21 protein-coding genes and 4 pseudogenes are annotated in these 17,770 nt (G+C 66.7%); 7 read left to right on the top strand and 18 right to left on the bottom strand.

Features of this window, described 5'->3' with window-relative positions:
• Positions 1 to 221 precede the first annotated feature (221 nt).
• The 3 genes and pseudogenes from AC07F3_RS40150 to AC07F3_RS40140 all read right to left on the bottom strand — a co-directional run.
• Positions 222 to 436, bottom strand: a pseudogene (locus tag AC07F3_RS40150) (helix-turn-helix domain-containing protein); the annotation flags it as partial.
• 55 nt (positions 437 to 491) lie between these two features.
• Entirely contained in the window at positions 492 to 1,214 is a 723-nt protein-coding gene (locus tag AC07F3_RS40145) for a hypothetical protein (protein ID WP_479119895.1), read from the bottom strand.
• A gap of 572 nt (positions 1,215 to 1,786) precedes the next feature.
• Positions 1,787 to 2,179, bottom strand: coding sequence for a hypothetical protein (locus AC07F3_RS40140; RefSeq protein WP_479119894.1), 393 nt, complete (start codon positions 2,177 to 2,179; stop codon positions 1,787 to 1,789).
• A gap of 310 nt (positions 2,180 to 2,489) precedes the next feature.
• Between AC07F3_RS40140 and AC07F3_RS40135 the strand changes: the two genes are divergently transcribed.
• The gene (locus AC07F3_RS40135) at positions 2,490 to 2,909 is read left to right on the top strand and encodes a hypothetical protein (protein ID WP_479119893.1); all 420 of its coding nucleotides are present in this window, start codon (positions 2,490 to 2,492) and stop codon (positions 2,907 to 2,909) included.
• 80 nt (positions 2,910 to 2,989) lie between these two features.
• On the opposite strand, the gene AC07F3_RS40130 is transcribed toward AC07F3_RS40135, so the two are convergent.
• The 5 genes from AC07F3_RS40130 to AC07F3_RS40110 all read right to left on the bottom strand — a co-directional run bounded on the left by AC07F3_RS40130 (position 2,990) and on the right by AC07F3_RS40110 (position 6,105).
• Positions 2,990 to 3,598: a Fic family protein gene (locus AC07F3_RS40130; RefSeq protein WP_479119892.1), complete on the bottom strand. Its 609-nt coding sequence runs from the start codon at positions 3,596 to 3,598 to the stop codon at positions 2,990 to 2,992.
• Positions 3,585 to 4,307 (bottom strand): hypothetical protein, encoded by a 723-nt coding sequence (locus tag AC07F3_RS40125; RefSeq protein ID WP_479119890.1) that lies wholly within the window; start codon positions 4,305 to 4,307, stop codon positions 3,585 to 3,587. Before AC07F3_RS40125 ends, AC07F3_RS40130 begins: the two co-directional genes overlap by 14 nt.
• A 139-nt stretch (positions 4,308 to 4,446) precedes the next feature.
• Positions 4,447 to 4,647, bottom strand: a complete 201-nt coding sequence (locus AC07F3_RS40120; protein WP_479119889.1) for a hypothetical protein — start codon at positions 4,645 to 4,647, stop codon at positions 4,447 to 4,449.
• A 111-nt stretch (positions 4,648 to 4,758) separates the two neighbouring features.
• Positions 4,759 to 5,382, bottom strand: coding sequence for a DUF7691 family protein (locus AC07F3_RS40115; protein WP_479119888.1), 624 nt, complete (start codon positions 5,380 to 5,382; stop codon positions 4,759 to 4,761).
• Between the two features lie 258 nt (positions 5,383 to 5,640).
• Positions 5,641 to 6,105 carry a hypothetical protein gene (locus AC07F3_RS40110; RefSeq protein WP_479119887.1) on the bottom strand — a complete coding sequence of 155 codons (465 nt, stop codon included), beginning with the start codon at positions 6,103 to 6,105 and terminating at the stop codon, positions 5,641 to 5,643.
• Between the two features lie 778 nt (positions 6,106 to 6,883).
• On the opposite strand from AC07F3_RS40110, the gene AC07F3_RS40105 reads away from it, so the two are divergent.
• Positions 6,884 to 7,480, top strand: a complete 597-nt coding sequence (locus tag AC07F3_RS40105) for a YrhB domain-containing protein (protein ID WP_479119886.1) — start codon at positions 6,884 to 6,886, stop codon at positions 7,478 to 7,480.
• Between the two features lie 124 nt (positions 7,481 to 7,604).
• Here AC07F3_RS40105 and AC07F3_RS40100 read toward each other — a convergent pair whose 3' ends face one another.
• The 7 genes and pseudogenes from AC07F3_RS40100 to AC07F3_RS40070 form a co-directional block, all read right to left on the bottom strand.
• Positions 7,605 to 7,736 (bottom strand): hypothetical protein, encoded by a 132-nt coding sequence (locus AC07F3_RS40100; RefSeq protein ID WP_479119885.1) that lies wholly within the window; start codon positions 7,734 to 7,736, stop codon positions 7,605 to 7,607.
• A gap of 83 nt (positions 7,737 to 7,819) precedes the next feature.
• Positions 7,820 to 8,269: a hypothetical protein gene (locus tag AC07F3_RS40095; RefSeq protein WP_479119884.1), complete on the bottom strand. Its 450-nt coding sequence runs from the start codon at positions 8,267 to 8,269 to the stop codon at positions 7,820 to 7,822.
• Positions 8,256 to 8,498, bottom strand: coding sequence for a hypothetical protein (locus AC07F3_RS40090; RefSeq protein ID WP_479119882.1), 243 nt, complete (start codon positions 8,496 to 8,498; stop codon positions 8,256 to 8,258). Before AC07F3_RS40090 ends, AC07F3_RS40095 begins: the two co-directional genes overlap by 14 nt.
• Positions 8,499 to 8,806: 308 nt before the next feature.
• Positions 8,807 to 9,337 carry a hypothetical protein gene (locus tag AC07F3_RS40085; protein WP_479119881.1) on the bottom strand — a complete coding sequence of 177 codons (531 nt, stop codon included), beginning with the start codon at positions 9,335 to 9,337 and terminating at the stop codon, positions 8,807 to 8,809.
• Positions 9,338 to 10,129: 792 nt separating this feature from the next.
• Positions 10,130 to 10,996: a DNA polymerase Y family protein gene (locus AC07F3_RS40080; RefSeq protein WP_479119879.1), complete on the bottom strand. Its 867-nt coding sequence runs from the start codon at positions 10,994 to 10,996 to the stop codon at positions 10,130 to 10,132.
• Between the two features lie 5 nt (positions 10,997 to 11,001).
• A pseudogene (locus AC07F3_RS40075) lies at positions 11,002 to 12,727 on the bottom strand (helix-hairpin-helix domain-containing protein); the annotation flags it as partial.
• Entirely contained in the window at positions 12,625 to 13,404 is a 780-nt protein-coding gene (locus AC07F3_RS40070; protein ID WP_479119898.1) for a hypothetical protein, read from the bottom strand. The pseudogene AC07F3_RS40075 and the gene AC07F3_RS40070, both read right to left, overlap by 103 nt.
• A 7-nt stretch (positions 13,405 to 13,411) precedes the next feature.
• On the opposite strand from AC07F3_RS40070, the gene AC07F3_RS40065 reads away from it, so the two are divergent.
• On the top strand, positions 13,412 to 13,762 hold the full coding sequence (locus tag AC07F3_RS40065; protein ID WP_479119878.1) for a hypothetical protein: 351 nt from the start codon (positions 13,412 to 13,414) through the stop codon (positions 13,760 to 13,762).
• Between the two features lie 124 nt (positions 13,763 to 13,886).
• Here the strand turns inward: AC07F3_RS40065 and AC07F3_RS40060 are convergent, their stop codons facing one another.
• Complete coding sequence (locus AC07F3_RS40060) at positions 13,887 to 14,597, bottom strand: hypothetical protein (RefSeq protein ID WP_479119876.1); 711 nt, start codon at positions 14,595 to 14,597, stop codon at positions 13,887 to 13,889.
• Between AC07F3_RS40060 and AC07F3_RS40055 the strand changes: the two are divergent.
• Positions 14,596 to 15,030, top strand: a pseudogene (locus AC07F3_RS40055) (GNAT family N-acetyltransferase); the annotation flags it as partial. The gene AC07F3_RS40060 and the pseudogene AC07F3_RS40055 sit on opposite strands and share 2 nt — an antisense overlap.
• A gap of 55 nt (positions 15,031 to 15,085) precedes the next feature.
• Positions 15,086 to 15,160, top strand: a pseudogene (locus AC07F3_RS40050) (GNAT family N-acetyltransferase); the annotation flags it as partial.
• A 404-nt stretch (positions 15,161 to 15,564) separates the two neighbouring features.
• Here AC07F3_RS40050 and AC07F3_RS40045 read toward each other — a convergent pair.
• Entirely contained in the window at positions 15,565 to 16,275 is a 711-nt protein-coding gene (locus AC07F3_RS40045) for a hypothetical protein (RefSeq protein WP_479119897.1), read from the bottom strand.
• A 31-nt stretch (positions 16,276 to 16,306) separates the two neighbouring features.
• On the opposite strand from AC07F3_RS40045, the gene AC07F3_RS40040 reads away from it, so the two are divergent.
• Positions 16,307 to 16,477, top strand: coding sequence for a hypothetical protein (locus AC07F3_RS40040; protein ID WP_479119875.1), 171 nt, complete (start codon positions 16,307 to 16,309; stop codon positions 16,475 to 16,477).
• A 128-nt stretch (positions 16,478 to 16,605) separates the two neighbouring features.
• Here AC07F3_RS40040 and AC07F3_RS40035 read toward each other — a convergent pair whose 3' ends face one another.
• Entirely contained in the window at positions 16,606 to 16,881 is a 276-nt protein-coding gene (locus AC07F3_RS40035) for a hypothetical protein (RefSeq protein ID WP_479119874.1), read from the bottom strand.
• 273 nt (positions 16,882 to 17,154) lie between these two features.
• On the opposite strand from AC07F3_RS40035, the gene AC07F3_RS40030 reads away from it, so the two are divergent.
• Positions 17,155 to 17,634 (top strand): hypothetical protein, encoded by a 480-nt coding sequence (locus AC07F3_RS40030; RefSeq protein WP_479119873.1) that lies wholly within the window; start codon positions 17,155 to 17,157, stop codon positions 17,632 to 17,634.
• Positions 17,635 to 17,770 lie beyond the last annotated feature (136 nt).

The following is a 17,770-nucleotide window of genomic DNA, read 5'->3' as shown; positions in this document are numbered from 1 at the left end:
AGACGGCCACCGCCCCCTGGTCCCCGGTTCTCCCGGATCTTGAAGTCCATCGCACCCCTTGAGCTGGGGTGTTGCGACGACCACTAGAACGGAAGATTTTCTTGGGGGGCTTCTGCGTGTCCTGAATACCCGCTTCTCGCTGATGACGGGACCAATGGGCGGGCCAGGGAGTGGATACCTAACGAGCTCGTGCACGGTAGGCGGTGAGGTGTCCGGCTGTTGAGTGGACCGAGCTGTCGCATCGTCAAGTTGGTGCGCCAGTAGGCAACGACAAGCAGGGTTCGGTCCTGCAGGGGCAGGCTCCGGGGGCGTCCCTGCAGCGGCCGTCCGCGCCCTCACACCGCACTGCGACTACCAACTTCTTGAAGCCACGGGGGATCAGGCCGGTGAACGGGGTTATCCACGTCGGCTGCGTAGCCGTGATCACAGCAGTCACGGCTGGACTGTTCCAAACACCACCCCTCGCTGTTGGAGAAGGGTGCGCGCACGGGTCACGGTGCCAAGGCGTTGGCCACCCGGGTTAGGTGACCGGATGACAGCGCGAAGAGGTTGGCAGGGTTTCGGAAGGAATACTCGCCATCGTTGACGGAGAAGTCGGACCCGGCTGTCGTCCAGCGCGCCGGGCCGGGTGCCCCTTGATCATCCAGGAGAACAGCGGCGAGGGAACTGGGGTCTTCCACACCGGTGCTGGCGCGTAGCGCGTTCGCTAGGCGGTCAACGGAATCGCCGGGTACCGCGTCGTCCCCGAACGCCGGGAACAGGAGCAGCAGGCGGGTGTGCGGATCAGTGGTGCTGCCGCCGGGTAGCGCGTTGTCCGCGGCCGCAACGAGCTCGGGCCAGGACAGTCCCGGCCCCATGAAGTGCCCGTCGTCGCGGGCGAGGAGCTCAGCCTGGTCCCAGTCGGGGTGGTGGAGGAGGTAGTCGGTGCCAGCATCGTCCGTGAGCGTGCGGTAGACCACGTGGAGACGGTGCCCATGGGCGAGGGGGACCGTGAAGGTCGGCCACTCGGCCCGTTCCCACAGCCGCCGCTGGAAGTCGCCGGCTGCATCGTAATCCGCGCCGAACAGCAGTTCTTCGGCCTCTTCGCTCTGGGCACACGAGTAGAGGTGTCCCAGCCAGAACAGGGGCTCATCCAGCAGCCCCGTCTGGTGCGTGAGGGGCCCACCGTCGTAACCGGGTATCCGGGCAGGATGGAGATCGGCACTGTTCGTCACGCTGGACATAATGCCGCCCCGGCTCCGTGCCCTTAAAGCCGGGCGGCAGTCGATCTTTGAGGGACAGTCCTTAGGATGGCCCCTGCGGGGTCAACAACCTTCAAAGTCGAAGGACTTCAGCTCCCCCAGCGGGACTGTCCTGAGCGGACGCCGACCAGGGACTTCCGATGGTGTGGTGGTGGCTTTACGCCCGCACCCGTGTGCCCGAACATCGCGGACCCGCGCCGTACGTACTGGCGGCCACCGTGGTGCCCGGCACCAACGCGGCGGCCGCCGGGAGGCGAGGTAGGCGAGCGACTGTGCTGTGCTGAGACGCTCGGGCAGAGGTGGTCAACGACCTTAACCCGCATGGGCGTTAGCGAGTTGTCTGCCCGTGGATGATCTCTCAGTTCCGGCGATGGGTACGTACTCGATGCTCCGCGCGAGCCGTTGATCACGTTGGTGGAGGCGCGGGAGGTGGTGCGGCTGCTGATGCATTTCGCTGAAGTCGCCGACGGGAACTCGGAAGAGGAGCTCAACGCCTTCGCGCCGGCCACCGACATCGCCGAGCCACTGCCCTCGGAGCGAGCGGTTCACAGGTCGTAGAACTCTGTGTCGGCAAGCGCCTCGGGCAGGGACCGAGTCATGATGATGTAGGCAGGGCCGTACGGGGTTGCGGAGCGGAGCGCTTCGAACTGGTCGAGGTCATGGTTGCAGAACCGGCGGAGCAGCGCGTTCATCTGCTCGAACTCGCCATCTGAGAGCCTGCCGCCGTCGTCCGCTTCGTTGGTCACGGCCGTCCAGTACGCGAACCACTCGGCCTCTTGCCGGGCGCGCGCCCCTTTCACCGACCCGTGAAGCTCTGGCAGTTTCAGGCTCGCCGGGGGTGCCAGCCACCGTTCTGCGCGGCCCTGCGCGTCGGAGTCTGCATTCCAGCGGGAGTGGGCCAGCAATCGGGCGCGCAATGGTTCGGGCAGGCCCCGCAACGACCCCGCTTCTGGCGCGGGCGGGTCTTCCAGCCCGCCAGATGCCGCACGGCTTTGGTGTCGTGCCGTTCCTGGGCGCGCGGGTCGGCCCGGTCAGGCCGGCGAGGAGGTCGCCGATCGCCACCTTTCCGAGCAGTTCGCCAGGCACGTCCTCGTGGACGGGGTAGCCCGAGCAGCGCCCGCTGCTCGGAGCCGTACCCGTCGAGCAGGGCCGGCACCCGCTCCGCCGGGTTGGGGAACATCAGCCGCATCTCAGGTGTCCCTAGCCGATGTGTAGCCTGTGGATCCGTTCAAACGGGATGGAGCCGCAGTGGATGTCGGCGGAGGTCATGGTGCGATCCAGCTCCCAGAAGGGTCCTGGTGGGACTGGGACGTCGTCGCCTGGGACGGCGGAGAGCTCAGGCTTGCGGCTGGCCACGACCTGGCCTACCACCATGGCCTGGAACTGGTCTTCGGCGATCCACTTTTCGTCAGCTGCCCGTCCGGGTTTCACGATCCGGCCTTCCGGCCTCCGTCGCCCGACGAGCTCCGGAAAGTCACTCGTCAGCTCGGCGGGAAGCCGCCCATAGTGGTGGCCTTCGAGGCCGACGCTGGCGGGGAGGAGCCGGTCTCGTGCCTCATTGCCGCAGAACGGCTCGACGTCGTCCAGGAAAACGTTCTGCGGTACTGGCGCGAAGACGCAGGCCCCGATCAGCGCTTCGCTCCCTGGGTGCGGCCACCCGGCCAGTAGGCCTCAAGCCACGCTTTCGAACACGGTGAGCTCGTGAATAGCCGTGCCTGGCGGCAGGCCGATGCCCTCGCCCGAACGCTTCAGCGTCGGCGGCGGTTGAGCACCCCGATGAGAGTGGCAAGGTCGGCGGCACCGGCCGGGTCATCCGCGTAGCGGGTGGTCTGTAGGGGGTCGACCTCAGGAAGGACGATGTCCTCCCGCGCCAGGACATAGACCAAGGTCAACAGTGCGGAGCGGGCATTGCCATCGGCGAAGGGGTGGAAGAACGCCACGTCGAGGTAGGCGCGGGCCGCGCGGGCCGCCAGCGGGATGTCCGGATCGGTCGTCTCGTTCAGGCAGGAATCAAAGTCGGCCTGCGTGTGAGGAGTCAGACCGTAGCGCTCACGGCCGGCCTTCGCATAGGCGTCGCTCCTGCGGAACGGTGCCCCTGTTGCAGCGAGGACTTCGTGTTGCCAACGGGCCAGCAGGGCGAAGTTCAGCGGGGTCTGGCGTGCGGCGTCCTCCCGGGCCATGGTGTACGCGGCGAGCAGACGCTCAGCGCGAATCGGGTCGCGCCGACGCACCGGTCCCTCGCACCAGGACCGGAACCCGTCGCGGCCGGCCGGGACCCGTTGCAGAGCCGGTGAATGCCGCCAGTCGACCTCGCGGCGCACGCGCAGCCAGACCGAGAGGCTGTCAGTAGCGGTCATGGAGCTTCTCCAGCGCTTCCCACTCGCGGTGGTCCCGGTATGGGGCGTGGCCAGTGAGGCCGACGGCGAGGTCCTCGCCGACCGACTCGATCAGACTCCGCTCCGGGTGGACCCAGCTCTTGAACCGGCCGCCGATCGCGCGCTCCACCGCTCGCGCGGCTTCGGCCCCGTCCATGCCGGTGCTTTGGAGGAACCAGCCCAGGACGATCGAGGTCTGGCCGCGCCAGGCGTTGTCCGCGCCCGAGTCCATGGTGTGAGTCACGAGCCGGATGCAGGCCCGTTCCAGGTGCCAGCTGCGGTCCTCGGACGAGGCGTCCGGCAGCGGCGCCAGTTCGGCGAAGCGCTGGGCCGTCCGCTCCAGCCACTCCCGCCACTCCAGCAGCGCGGCCACGACCCGGTCCGCGGTCTCGTCGGGGGTCGTCACCGAGCTCGGCCCGCCGGTCCAATTGCCGATGGGCCCGCTGTCGTAGTGGTACCAGTTCCATCCCCAGGCCCAGGTGCCATATCGCTCCCGGATGATCGCGTTCACCTGGCTCTCGCACCAGCGTTCTCCCTGCCACCAACCGGCCATACCGGAGAGCACAGGTGGCACCCACTCGCGGACCAGCGAGCGGAGGTGCTCCTCCTCGTCCTCGTCCCAGGCGAACGAGTGGCGGGCAGGGTCGGACTCATCCCAGTTCCGAATGCCCTCGTAGGTGATGGGGGGCACGCGGTTGTCGGGGAAGGGCAGGGTGTCACGGTTGTACGTCAGGGCTGGTCACTCTTCCTGTCCGATGTGATCGACCGATCAGTCTCGGCTCAATGCCCCTGGGAACGCTAACGGTTTTCGGACCACGTCGGCTTCTCCGTCATGCCGCTGCTGCCTTGTCGTCGTCGCCGAGCACGTTGACGTCGACATCCAGGCGGGCGTCGTAGGCGTCGGGGGTGATGCCGAGTTCGTGGGTGGAGAACTCGCCGAACCGCTTGATGTGCTCGGTCAGGCTGCCGAGGAGTTCGTGCAGTTGACGGGCTCGGAACTTTTGGTCGGGGTGCTGGTTGAAGGCGTTCACGATGGCCTGGTAGGCGGTGTTCGTCTCGGCCGGTTCGGGTTCGCCTCCGGACGGTGCGAAGTAGCGATCAGTACCATGATCGAGCGATCACGAACCGGAGTGCACCGCCTCTCAGGAGCGGAAGCCGATGACGCCGAGGCCTGGTGGTGTGGTTGCTGCGTGGCGCATCCAGGTGAGGCAGTCGGTGACGGCTTCCAGGACGTCGGGATCCAGCGGCAGTGTCTCGCCCGAGGCGTCGATGGCTTGCTTGGCGGCTTCGAACTGGGCCAGGGCCCGGGTGATCTGGCCGGGCGTCCATTCGCCATAGCCCGGGGTCGAGGCGGCGGGCAGAGGAGCGGGCAGACTGCCGTAACTGAAGTCCTCGACGGACACGGCCGTGATGCCGAAGGCGCGCAGGCCCTGGTCGACCGTGGAGAGCCAGTCGCCCCGATGCGGCGGGAAGCTGCTGTTGTCCAGAAACGACCCGGTCAACGAACACAACCGCTTGTACGCGTACCCGTACTGGAAGGCCACCTCCTGGTCACCGCTGAAGGGCCCACCCTGGATGACGGCCCGCAGCGCCTCGGACGCCGTGGGAGCACCGAAATAGATCGCGTCACTGAAGTACTCGTCGTCGTGGGCAAGTTCGTTCCCATAGGTGCTCACGATCGTCTCCAGCAACTGATCGTCACGGCTGCCGATCAGGGCGCGGGTGGCTGCGACATCGAGCAGACAGACACTCAAGGAAGAACTCATAGGAGGAACCTACGGGAAGCCACTGACAATGCGGTGGGCGCCAGCTGGCCGCCTTGCCCGCGCACGCTGTGGGGGCCCGGGATGAGGAACAAGCGGACCCGAAGGCTGCACTGATTGAACGCCCCGGCCTGCGGGTGGTGAACGAACTCCAGAGTCGGCGATCGTCCTCACGCAATGGGTGCCAGAACCTCGTTTTCCCCCATGCAGCCAGCCCCTCGGAGCGCCTCACCGGAAGACGACGGGTAGCGGGTCCTCACGTCATGGCACCGGCCATAGTTGGAGCAGATACTCCTCCGTGCCTTCATACGGGGCACCTTCGGTCGGGGACGCTGCAGATGTGGCTGCTCGGCCTGCTGCCTCGCGGCCCCGGTAGGACAGGCGGGCGTGGTGATCCCCGGTGGGGACGACGGTCTCCCATGCACCCCTCGTACGCTCGGATATGACCAGGTGCCCCGTCGGCAAGGCCATCCGTAGGTCGACTTGGCCCTCCCAGGCCTGAGGGAGGGGAGGCTGCGCTGTCCAGGTTTCGATACGCAGCTTGACCTTTGTCCGGGACTGGGCGCAGGCGACCAGGATTTCGTAGCCGTTGCCCGCGGCGACCTGTGCGCGTGCGCGCGGGATGAGGGTGTCATCATCGTGGGCGTCGCAGTCGGCGTCGTAGAGATCGAATCCGCCGTAGTCGGGCATCACGAGGATTTCGTATGCGGTCCGTCGCTGCGCCATCTCTCTCCTCTGATGCCCGCAATAGTGCGTAGTACGGGGAAGTGCTCGGGCCGGGAACCCCCATGGAGCCTGCGGCCCGGTTCTACCGTGAGCGCGGCTGATGCCGAGGCGCATCAGGATGGACGACTGTGGTTGGGGGGAGGCGTCGGGTGCGATCTCAGCGTGCTGGTCGAGGAATTCGTCGAGCAGTACGGCTCCCGACCCGTCCAGTACCGCGATCTGTACGCGACTGGGCCCCGGCCGCTGTCTGTTCACGGCCGGGGCGCAGGTGGTGCTCGGGTGGTCAGCCCCAGATCGAGTCCGCACGGGCAGTCTGGGCGAAGTCCCACCGGGTGTCGCTGTCGTTCTTCATACGCATCCCCTCCCTCATCGTTCGGCCTTGACCATGGCCGACGCCGGTTCAGCACGGCAACATATTTTGCGGGCGCCAGGTGTCGGCCGCTCAGCTGTTGGCGCGGACTGCGAGACGTGCATGAGCAGCCACACCGTTCCCCGTGGACAGCCGTCTCCGGCGTGCCAGAGCTGATGAGTTCGTCGATCTGGACGAGTTCCTGGCGCAGGAGTCTTGTGTTCGCCCGGCTCAATGGCCCCGGCACGAGCACGCCGACGTAGGCGGCCTGGCTTTGTCCACGAGAAGGGGTTCTCGCTCAGGTTCTGTGATGAGGTCACGTGAGTGCTCGTCGGGTACCCCATCGCTCGGAGAATCAGCAGCGCCTTTTGACGCCGTTCACCTGCGTCCACTTCGGTCTACCAAGACGTGAAGCCAGCAGGAATCTTGATGGAAGCCACCCGGGCCGTACGAGATGCTGACAAAGTGATTGAACGAGATTTAGCGGTTCAGATCGTTGAGGAAGAGCTGGAACGCGACTACCAGCGAGAACTGTCGCTTGGGCTTGTCCCGATACGCATGGCTGTGTCGCATGTTGAGCAGCATGAGCTGGTATGGATCATTTTTTGGACATCTGAGGAGTACCTGCGCACCCGAAACCCACACTTCGCGCTGGCTGGGAATGGGCCGTACCTTGTTGACCGCGTCGACGGAAGCCTGCATCAGATCTGTGTCGTCTCCGCCGTGACGGACGCGTGGGAGGCGGACTACCGAGTCCGCATTCGAAGGCAGGTCACGCGGACCGCATTGGACGACCTGCACGATGAGGTCCGGGGGGTGGCAGGCGCTCGTGGGAGGGTCCATGCCATGCACACCCTGCGCCAACGAGTGCCAGTGCTCTCCCACGCTCAAATCATCGAATACGTGACCGCCTTGCAACACGGCGACGCTCCGGCGCACCTTGTAGACGTCGCCTACAGGGAGCTGGTACCGCCTCCCGACCCGTTCTTGTCCGTGGTGACCATCCGCGGAGCCGCGAATCGTTGAGGTGCTGACAGCAGCAGCTGTCCTCACGAAGCGAGGAGAACTCGCCTACGCATTCTCTGAACTAGCGATCTTGGTCTGTGGAGGGGGTCCGCTGGGAGGGGATCCCGAGTTCGACAGTGCGGCGTTACCTTCGGCCGATCTGGGTGAGCTTGTCGTTGGCACCTGCGAGGCTGATCTGGAGGCCTTCGACCTCGCTGAGCCAGCCCTCGCGTCGTGCCTCGTCGATGCAGGCGAGGATGTAGTCGCGGATCTCCACGACTCGGGGACGTTGCGCGGGGTCGGGCCAGTGCACCGGGCAGCGCAGGCAAGCTTCTCTGAACTATCGGTGGCGGGTGCGGATTACGTCTCGTCGGGGCCGATTACGGCGTTCAGCGCGCGCAGGGCGTCATCGTATTGGCCACGGCCAAACTGGAACGGACCGAATGCCGCGTAGTCGCGGGCCTTGCGGTGCGGTTGCTCAAAGGCGTCCCAGGTCACGAAGTCGGCTGTCGCGGTGATGCGGGACATGAGCGGCCAGCAGTCCCACACACCGCATGCACAACCGAGAACGGGTGTCTTCGGCCCCATCGCGTGGGTGGACCGTCCGAGGAAGTGATCTTGCATCGGGTCGAGCCGGAAGGACTCTGGAATCAGACCGCCGTAGGCGTCACCTGCGGGCTGCATCCCGGCCGCGATCTCGAACCCGTCGATCAGCTCGGTGAGTAGTGCTCCGTCGATGCAGGGGACGATCACGAGCGGGCCGCCGTCGCCACGGTGCCGGCACTCGAACCGGATGTCATTGTTGGTCATCCAGTGATTGTGTCAGCGAAGCCGTTCCCTCCACCTGGGTGGGTTGAGCTGGGGCTATGCGTGGCATGCCGAGGTCGATCGCCGTACCGCCGGAAGTTTGTCGGTTCATGTGAACGAGCTTGTCTTCGGCGCCAGCCGGGCTGACCCGGAGCCCTTCGACTTCTCCGAGCCAGCCCTCGCGCTCGGCCTCGGCGATGCGGGCGACGAGGTTGTCGCGGACCTCCTCCAACCGGCCGCGCTGGGCCGGGTCCGGCCGGAGAAGCGAGCAACGAACGCAAGCGTGTTCATGAACACAAGGGGTTGAAGAGGCGCGACCGCAGGTGCCGATGGAGACCTTGCGCTTCTCGAAGTGTGCGAGGAAAGAGTCCCATTCCTCCTCGGTCGGCGTCCGATACTCTTCGCTGGGTCGGCTGGCCCGGCGGCGGGCGATGAAGGCGCGGTGGGCCTCGATGGTCTCGGCCGGGTAGATCGCTGATGTGGAGTCGGGTATTGGAACTCTCGGAATGCCTCGTGCGCGGTGCCCATCGGCGGAGTCAGTCAGCTGTGTTGGGTGGCCGCGTGGCGCATGGTGTCGTTCGTGAAGACCGCGGTGGATCGGCGGATCCGTTCGAGGAACTGGGTCAGGGTTGGGGCCGTTGGCTCGAAGTCGTCGAACCATGACGCTGTGCTCGATCGGTGAACCTGCCCGCCCTGATCGAGAGCGAAGAGGATGCCTCCGCCATCGCTGCCAAACACAATGCCGGTGTGGTGGTCGGTCAGGCGGACTGGTCCGTGTTCGGTGAGGTGGTCGAGCACCAGGTCGGGTGAGTGGATGAAGTATCCGTGGTCGATGTCGGGCAGCTGCAGCTTGGCGATCGAGGAGTAGAAGGTGACCAGGTCGGCGGGGACGGCAGCGTCTTCCAGCCGTGCGGCCATGGCTCGGATTTGGTCGTCGGCCACGAGGACGCCGTTGTCGCCCAGTGGGTAGCCGTAGGCGGTCTCGAAGAGGGTGAGTATCTGGTCGAGCATGGTGCTGATCTCGCGTTGCCAGACGGCGAGCCCGTCGGCCGAGAGGTCTGGGGTGGTCATCGAGTGTCCTGCCCTGTGTAGTGTGCGGGTGCGTCGGTCAGCCTGTCGGGACGGCGGCTGATCTCGGCTGCGTAGGCGCCCGGTGCCGATCCCCGAGGTACATTGCAGGTTGCGGTCAGAAGTCGGCTTGGAGGCGGTGGGGATCGCGGCCTCGGGTCTGTCCCGGCCGCGCGGTGTGAGTGAACAGCAGGAACGCCCGGGCCCCGCTGTGGAAGACGACACCGACCCCGGGGTGGGTGGCGGGTGCCGCCGACCGCTGCCGGTAGCCGTACACGGAGGCGATCTCGGGGCTCGCGGTGCGGGTGAGAACGGCGGCCAGATAAGCCTCGGCGCGGGCCGGGGTGGCTTTGCCTTCGATGAACAGGGCGGGCAGGTCGACCGGTTCGGCAAGGGGGCCGGTGGTGGATTCGGCGGAGCCGTCGGGTCTGGCACCGACCGGCCCGGCACCCGTGATTTGGGCCCACAGGCGGCTACCCGTCGCGAATCGATCAGTACACCGGACGGCGGGGCATCGGTGTCCTGCCAGAGCGTGGCCGTGGCCACCTCCGGACCGTGGACGGGCAGCATGTCGAGGCAGAACTGCCGGAAGCGATCGGGTTCCACGGCTTCTCCTAGCGTGTGGTGCGGCGGTGTGCAGGGCGGGATGTGGGCGTGGGGGCCCGGCCAGGGCGGCAGGCTGGATCACGCGGGCACCGAACTTGCGGCGCGCGGCATCGGCGACCTGCTCGATGGTGCGCCGTTTGTCGTCGCCAGAGTCCAGGAGCAGCTGCTGGTGGGCGTGTTCGGCGCCTGTCAGGCCCTCGCCGCGCAGCGACAGTCCGTCACCCGCGCCCGTTCCAGGCCCAGGGATCGCAAGAGATCGCGGGCCGTGCGCGCCAGCGCCGCGCTGTGGGCCGTCGGCTCGCTCAGGGCGCGCGTGCGGGTGGTGGAGGGCTGGTCGGCATAGCGGACGGTGAGAGTAAGCGCCCGGCACACCTCGTGGGTGCTGCGCAGGCGCAGACCCAGCTGCTCGGCCAGGGCGAGCAGCGCACGTTCGGGCTGACCCGGATCCAGTTCGTCGGACGCGAACAGGTGGCTGACGGAGGTGGAGCGGACAAGGGTCTCACGCTGAACGGGCCGTTCGTCGATGCCGCGGGCGCGGGCGTGGAGCTCGCGGGCGGGGCTCGCGCCGAGGATGCGGGCGAGGGTGGCAGGCGGGGTGTCGGCGAGTTCGCCGACGGTATGGATGCCGAACGTTTTCAGTGTGCGCGCCGTGGCCGGTCCGACGCCGGGAAGGAGCGCGGTGGGCTGGGGGCGCAGGAACGCTTCGACACGGTCGGGGTTGGGGTCGATGACGGCGATGCGGCCGGGCGCGCTGACCGCGGCCGCCATCGAGGCGATCATCACCGAGTTCCCGCCGCCGATCGTGGTGGCTACCCCGTGCAGAGCGAGCGCGCGGAGCGCGATGACCTGCGCGGCCTCGTAGGGGGTGCGGTCGAGGTAGCGCAGGGCGCCGGTCAGGTCGAGGTCGATGATCCCGTCCTGGGGACGGGCGTGGTAGCGCGGGGCGGAGTCCTCCACCAGCCGCACCAGCTCCCCGAACAGCACATCCCCATCCCCGCGTTGGTGGAGGTCGTGGAAGACCACGCGCATGATGCACCGAGGCCGGTTGTGATCCACGGCGCTCACCCCGCCGAGCCCTGGCTGGTGTGACCGAGCGCCTTCAGGTCGGCGGACCGGGTTCCCGCCGACTGAAGATCGGCGTACGGATGCAGCCTCGCTCCAGCAGCTCCGTTGACCAGAGTCCGCTGCCCGTCACCGCGTACCCGCTCCCGCTCCTGCTCCTGGGTTTCGCTCGGGCGCTGGGCGGGTGTGGGCTGCGGTGCCGAGGCGCCGATCAGGGCGAGGACGGCGTCGAGACCGTTGTCACGGCGCTCCGCGGCGAGCTCGTCCAGGTCCCACACCCGTGCACCGACCACGGTGCGTCGCGGCCCCCGCCGCTCGACCGTGCCCTGAACCAGAAGGAGTCCGGAGTGGAAGATGGTGTGCGCACATGCGGCGTGGCTGTCTTCGAAGAAGGCGATGTCCACCAGACCGGTGCCGTCTTCCAGGGTCACGAAGATGACGCGCTTGCCCGACGCGATGGGCGGCGTCTGCGTCGAGGCGCGGACCCCGGCGACCAGGACGCGCTGCCCGGCATGCAGGTGGGCCAGGCGCCGGGAGGGGACCGCGCCGAGCTCGGACAGCAGCCGGTGGTGATAGCCCATCAGATGCCGCGAGACATCCATCGACAACACCTCCAGCTCGGCACCGAGCTGCTCGCGGCCGGTCATCTCGGGCAGTCCGCTCGCGCCCTGGGCCAGCGGGCTGGTGTCCAGGGGGAGCCGTCCGGTGCTGGGGCGGGCGCGGGTCTGGCGGTGCAGGTCGGTGATCTGCAGCAGCAGGTCACGCCGGGTGGCTTGACCGGCGATGCTTGTGAGGGCGCCGATCTGGGCGAGGCGTTCGGCGGTGGGCTGGGAGGGCCGGGCCCGCTGCCACAGGTCCGTCAGTGAACCGTACGGCTGGTCGGCCACGATCCGCTGGGCCTCCTCCGCATGGATGCCCTTGACCGCCGACAGCGCCAAGCGCACCCCGAGCCGTCCATCGGGGCCGGGTTCGACGCGGTAGCTGGTGTCCGAGTGGTTGATGTCCACCGGGAGCACGGGCACATCGTGGCGACGGGCATCGGCGAGGATCACCCGGGCCGGCCACATTCCCGGATCGTGCTCCAGCAGCCCCGCGTACAGGGCTGCCGGGTGGTGCGCCTTGAGCCAGGCCGACTGCAGCGCGGGCACGGCGAAGGCGACGGCGTGCGCCCGGCAGAAGCCATACGCACCAAACGATTCGACCACCGACCAGACTTCGGCCAGCACGGCGGGGGAGTAGCCCCGGGCTCCGGCCTCCTGCTCGAACCACTCCTTCAACCGCGGCAGACGCTCCGAGTCGGCAAGAGCACGCCGGAACACTTCGGCCAGCGCCCCGGACGCACCCGGTCAGGATGGCGACCATGTCGATGATCTGTTCGTGCCAGATGGTCACGCCGTAGGTGTCGGCGAGCACCGGCTCCAGGTCCGGGTGTGGATAGAAGGGGGCTGCGCCGTGGCGGGCGGTGATGTAGAGGGCGGGCATTCCGCCGGCCGCGGGCCCGGGGCGGAACAGGCTGATGTCGGCGATCACGTCTTGCGGGTTGCGGGGCTGCAGTCTTCCGAGGAGGTCTTGCTGGCCGGGGGATTCGAGCTGGAACATGCCGACGGTGTCGCTGTTCTGGATCATCTTGAAGGCCCAGAAGTCGTCCAGCGGTACCTGGGTCGGGTCGTCGAGGTCGATGGTCTGGCCGCTGGTGCGGTGGATCTCGGCGACGGCGTGCGCCATCTCGGCGGACCGATCCGACGTTCGCGATGTGCCGTGCGCTGGCGGGCGGAGCGGATCTGGCCTCGTTCGTGGGAGACGCGTTCGATGTGCGGGCGGTGGTGGCCGGCATCCGACCCGAGATCAAGCGCGGGTTCCGCCTGGAAGCTGTCCCGTGGGGAAACTTCCCCCACGGGGACGATGCCCGGGAGGCCGTTCACCTGCTGCACGTCGGCGACAGGCCCGCTCGCCGCACGACGGGCCTGCTGGGCGGCCTGTGTGCCAACGACAGCCGGGCGGCTGCCGCCCTTGCCGTACCGTTCCTGATCCCCATCGCCACAGATGTCCACCACCCACGCCGCGCCGACGCCCTCGACGTACTCTCCGCCCCGGCCCGCGCCCGGCACTTCGGCGTCGCCTCCCGCGACGAACTCCTTCTCCACCGAACCGACCCGCGGCGCCACGCACCCGACGACTACGACTACTACGACGACGACGGCGTCGAGGTGACCGGCTATCCCGCAGGCTGGTCGGTAGCCGCAGCCCGAGCCGCGATCACCACAGAAACGCCGGTGCTCCTGACCCTTCTCGACGACCCCGACCCCGCCGTCCGCATCAACGCCTCCTACGCTCTGGCCACCGCAGCCGACCCCGAGCGCACCGTCCGAACAGCCTTCGCCACCAGGCTTGTCACGGAGCACGGACGCCATGGTCAGCGCCGCCCTGCTCCCCGCAACCGCCGAGACCACCCGGGCCGATGCGCAGCCGTCGATCGCCTCGTGGATCCGCGAGCGGTGGCAGGACCGGACACAGGCCCCCGAAGTCCGCCTCGCCGCAGCGATCGGCTGGCTCTGCCTCACCGACGAGCCCTGCTCCGAGGACCTCCGCCACACTTTTGACGTCCTCGCCACCGTCGAACGGGCGCAGGCCATGGAGGCCCTGCCGTGGATGGCCGCCGCCGCAGGATCCGGTGAACCGGGACTTCTGCGCTGCGTTCGCCGCATGCTCCACCCCGAGGAGCCCGAACCGTACGACGACCCCTGGGCCTTCCCGCTCTGAGTGACGAGTGACCGATCACGGCCCCTGGCTGCCTCGCGCTGTGCATCGAAGTTGTCCATCGGTGCCAGGTACGGATTACCCGGGCTCGATCGGCTTCCCCACTTGCTTGACCTTGCCGGGCGTCTCAGTACTGCTCGGCCACTTGCTCGGCGATCGAGAACTCGGCTCCGCACTCGCCGCAAGTCCCCTCGCCGAACAGGTAGGTGAGGGCGAGCGTGACGGTCTCGACCCCGGCCTCGGTGGCCGCGTCATAGAGCACGCGCGCAGGCCCCGACAGGTGGTCCGGCTCGGCGGCGCGAAGCGGCAAGCCCTCCGGATCGCCGGGCTCCCAATCGCCGACGGCGGAGAAGTAGCCGGCTTCACCGATGGAAACGAACACCCCCATCTCGCATTCGGGGCAGAACAGGTCAATCGTCCTGTCAGCCAAGCTCTCCAAAGCCACGGACCATACGGGGACGCCGTCAAGGGCCATGGCGGTCTGTAGCAGATAGACGTAGAGGGCGGGCTCCGCAGGTCGGCGGATCCGGTCATAGGCCAGCGTCCGCAGTTGCTCGATCGGGGCACCGTGTTGACCACGGGTCTCGTCGTCGGCGTCAGCGGCGATCGCTCCGGCCAGGATCAGGGCATTGTCGGCGTGCGCGTCCGCTCCGCTTCCCAGATCAGCAAGCAGAGCGAGGGCGGCGAAGCTCGCTGAGTAGACACTGCCCTGATGGCACAACCGTGACCACAGGTCTCTCCAGACCTCGTCGTTACGCTCGCGGCCAAGTCGTTCGAACAGTACTGGGACGTCCTCAGCCGTGCCGTACGCGTGCTCCAACTGCGACCAATCTGTCATGTGGGCATCCAACCAGCCGTCCCTCACCAGCTCGCAGCAGGGCAGGGGTGCCGCCCCCAGCACCGACGTGGGGAACTCAGGTGAGCAGGTCTGGCCAACAGCGGAGCACTTGCGGCGGGGACGGCACGCAGTTCGTGAGACGGTTGCTTGTCTGGCAGAGGGCGCGCCGGGCAGCGAGGTTGTACTGGAGACGAGTCGTCTGGTTCTCAGGCCGTGGTGGGTGGCCGAGGCTGCTGTCCAGCGTGAGCTGTGGACCGAGCGTGATCCGCGGGTGCCGCTGCACCGCCGGGTCGACGCGGAGGGACATCCCACGGTCGCCGAGCTCGAGGATTCGATTCGCACCCACCGGTCGAGCGGGTTGCTGGCGGTCGAGCGGAAGGCCTCTGGTGACGTCATTGGCTACTGCGAGCTGGTCGACAACGAGCGCGGTTCGGCAGGGGAGCCGGAAGTGGCCTTCGAACTGCTCCGTCGTGTGTGGGGTCAGGGGTATGCGGTATGCGACCGAGGGCTCGCTGGCGGTTCTGGACTGGGCGAGAACGTATGGGTACACACGTGTGTGGGCCACCGTCTGGGACTGGAATACCGCCTCTCGCCGTGTGCTGGCCAAGATCGGGTTCACCGAGACCGAGCGGAAGGAAGTGGACCCGGGGTACGGGACCACACTGTTCGCCATGCGACAGCTCTTCAGCGCGGTCAACCGCGACCTGCACGGCGAGGCGGTGGAGTGGGACGCGTCCACCCATCTCCTGGCGGCCGCGGTGGATCACCTGGCGGTGGCCAACTGGATGACGGCGACGATTAATTCGGGCGAGGACGCGGATCCGCTGGAGTACCCCGAGGCCGTGCCGCGGCCGGCCGTGCCGGGGGCCCCGGCTGGGGAGCTCGCCCCCCAGCCACGGCCACGCCTCAGCCGAGCCCGGAGGAATTGGCCCGCTTCTTCGGGTAACGCACGGTGCGCCGCGATGGCTCAGAAGCCCATCCCCAAGGAGATGCCTCCCGGGACGCCGACGACAAAGGCGGCGGCATGCACGCCCAGGAATGTCGCGCAAAGGGACCGCTCCGCCGCATCCCGCGGGGCCTTCGCCCGGTACGGAAACGGAACCTCGACCCGCGTGCACCAGAACAGGGACGCGATTCCAAGTCGCCGGAGCCCTTTCCAGAAGGCGAACGCTCCGATGGCGACCACGATGAGACCCAGGTGCCCGAGCTGCACAACACTGCCGAGTCCCGTGGCGTGCGTGATGGCTCCGCCCACGAGGACCGAGCCCGAACACAGGGCGAACGCGACGGGAGCGATCATGGGCAACACGGGACCACGCGGCTTGGCCGACAGGACGTAGACCAGGAACCCGCAGAGCAGAAATATTCCGGTTATCAACCCGAAGAGGGTCAGCGGGACATTTCCCGTGCACGGGGCACCCATTCTGGTACCGCAATTCTTGCCCGTGACACCCCATTCGGTCATGCCTTCAGTGGCGAGCGAAAAAGCCGCCCAGACCGAAGCTGCAAGGACAAACAGGGTCAAGCGGGTACCGAGAGAGCCCCCCGAACCCCTTTGCGCATCCAGCCCCCCATCCGAAACCACGGGGTTATTCGACTTACCTGCATGCGACCCCATACCCCACCCCGCACGGTTGATCCAGATATAGATTTCCCGCGGCACAAACAGGTGGATCATACCAGGAGCCATCGGGTGAAATGAGGCAGACATGAGTGACGACGACATCAAGAAAATCAGAGAGGACCTGTCTCAGCAACTCTCTGTCGAGGGCTTCGGAGCGGCCTGGGACAAAAAGAAGGATGCCGCCGAAGAGGCCGAGAAGAAGAGAAGGCAGGCAAGATCCTTGACGACTTCGACCGGTACAAGCCGACTGAGCTGACCGGCCAGAAGTCCGAGGCGAACATTGCGACGTAGGAGATCAACGGCCTGAACGCGGCCTCCAACACCTTGGAGTTCGCGTGGAGCGCCTTCAAGATCGAGTTCAAGCCACTCATGACGTTCGGCGCCCTAGGCGAGCAGATAGATCCAATAACCTTGCGGTACCAGGAAGACCAATTGCAGATAGAAGAACGGGCCTGACAGGAATCGGCGCGCGGCCATCCTCTCAGCCCTTCCCGCCACCATCGACCGAGATGGTTTGCGACGGTCATAGAGGATGTCGAGCAAGTCCCCGCGTTCGGCGCTCGGCGCATCGAGTAGATCCGTGCAGTGCTCTAGTTCGGTGCCGGACTGCGTCACGTACTTGACACGCAGGGTGCCCGCATCCGAACTCCACGTCGCCATGACGCATTCACCTTTGACTCGCACACCTTGGGCTACGAGCCTTTTACTGCGCCGTAGCGGAATCACGTCAAAGAGCAAGAAAGGAACGAGTGGGATTAAAAGAATCCCGCTTATGATCATGAAGATGTACACAACCGAATCTCTTTCGCATTAACCCGCCCGAATACGCTGGCACACATTCTACAACAGACGTAGAACCCATAAGCGAACGGCGGAAAACACGGAGGTCTCCATCTGGCCGACGATCCCACCCTGCGAGTCTCCGACTACGGGGTGCACGACCTGTGGGACTGGCCTCGGCTCTGGTTCAGCAAGGGCGACGGCGACGCCGTCAAGCAGAAGATCAACGGGCTCAGCATCGGTCTGGATTACGTAAAGATAGCCCTTGCCGGCGTCGCATTGGGCATCACCTCCATCAAGTTGGATCTCACCGGATTCAAGGTCGACGAAAAAGGCATAAGTATTGCAGGTGTCACTCGGAAAGAGTGGCCCTGGCTCAAAGAAGGTGGAAACTTCTGGGAGTTCCTGAGAGGCGAGAAAGGGCGTGCCGAGGACCAGGAGAAGAAGGAAAGGCCGAACGGGAAAAGCAGGCTTCCGAAACTCTCCTCAAGGACGTCGGTAGGGCGCACAGGCGGATCGACAAGCTCGAGAGAACCGCAGGGAGTCAGCGCCGCAGGGTGGAGACGGTTGCTGCAGGGCCCAACGCCTCCTCCGGGAACCCCAAGAACATCAGGGCTGCGGCTCAGCAGATAAAGGAGCTCGAGAACCGTCTCAACACCCTCATGTCGGCGCTTGGATAAGCATTTCCCGGCATCCCCGGAACGCTAACAATGGGAAAAGTCATGTCGCTCGTTCAATCGCTCGCCAGAGCCTCAGGCTCTGCTGAGGG

The sequence above is a fragment of the Streptomyces sp. NPDC045846 genome (assembly GCF_056431605.1).
This window is presented reverse-complemented; position numbering and strand designations above follow the sequence as displayed.

Excerpts from the sequence above, each read along its gene's own strand:
- AC07F3_RS40130 (WP_479119892.1), bottom strand. The coding sequence starts at position 3,598 with ATGACCGCTACTGACAGCCTCTCGGTCTGGCTGCGCGTGCGCCGCGAG.
- AC07F3_RS40115 (WP_479119888.1), bottom strand. The coding sequence starts at position 5,382 with ATGAGTTCTTCCTTGAGTGTCTGTCTGCTCGATGTCGCAGCCACCCGC.
- AC07F3_RS40110 (WP_479119887.1), bottom strand. The coding sequence starts at position 6,105 with ATGGCGCAGCGACGGACCGCATACGAAATCCTCGTGATGCCCGACTAC.
- AC07F3_RS40105 (WP_479119886.1), top strand. The coding sequence starts at position 6,884 with ATGGAAGCCACCCGGGCCGTACGAGATGCTGACAAAGTGATTGAACGA.
- AC07F3_RS40095 (WP_479119884.1), bottom strand. The coding sequence starts at position 8,269 with ATGACCAACAATGACATCCGGTTCGAGTGCCGGCACCGTGGCGACGGC.
- AC07F3_RS40085 (WP_479119881.1), bottom strand. The coding sequence starts at position 9,337 with ATGACCACCCCAGACCTCTCGGCCGACGGGCTCGCCGTCTGGCAACGC.
- AC07F3_RS40065 (WP_479119878.1), top strand. The coding sequence starts at position 13,412 with ATGGTCAGCGCCGCCCTGCTCCCCGCAACCGCCGAGACCACCCGGGCC.
- AC07F3_RS40060 (WP_479119876.1), bottom strand. The coding sequence starts at position 14,597 with ATGACAGATTGGTCGCAGTTGGAGCACGCGTACGGCACGGCTGAGGAC.
- AC07F3_RS40045 (WP_479119897.1), bottom strand. The coding sequence starts at position 16,275 with ATGATCCACCTGTTTGTGCCGCGGGAAATCTATATCTGGATCAACCGT.
- AC07F3_RS40040 (WP_479119875.1), top strand. The coding sequence starts at position 16,307 with ATGAGTGACGACGACATCAAGAAAATCAGAGAGGACCTGTCTCAGCAA.
- AC07F3_RS40035 (WP_479119874.1), bottom strand. The coding sequence starts at position 16,881 with ATGGCGACGTGGAGTTCGGATGCGGGCACCCTGCGTGTCAAGTACGTG.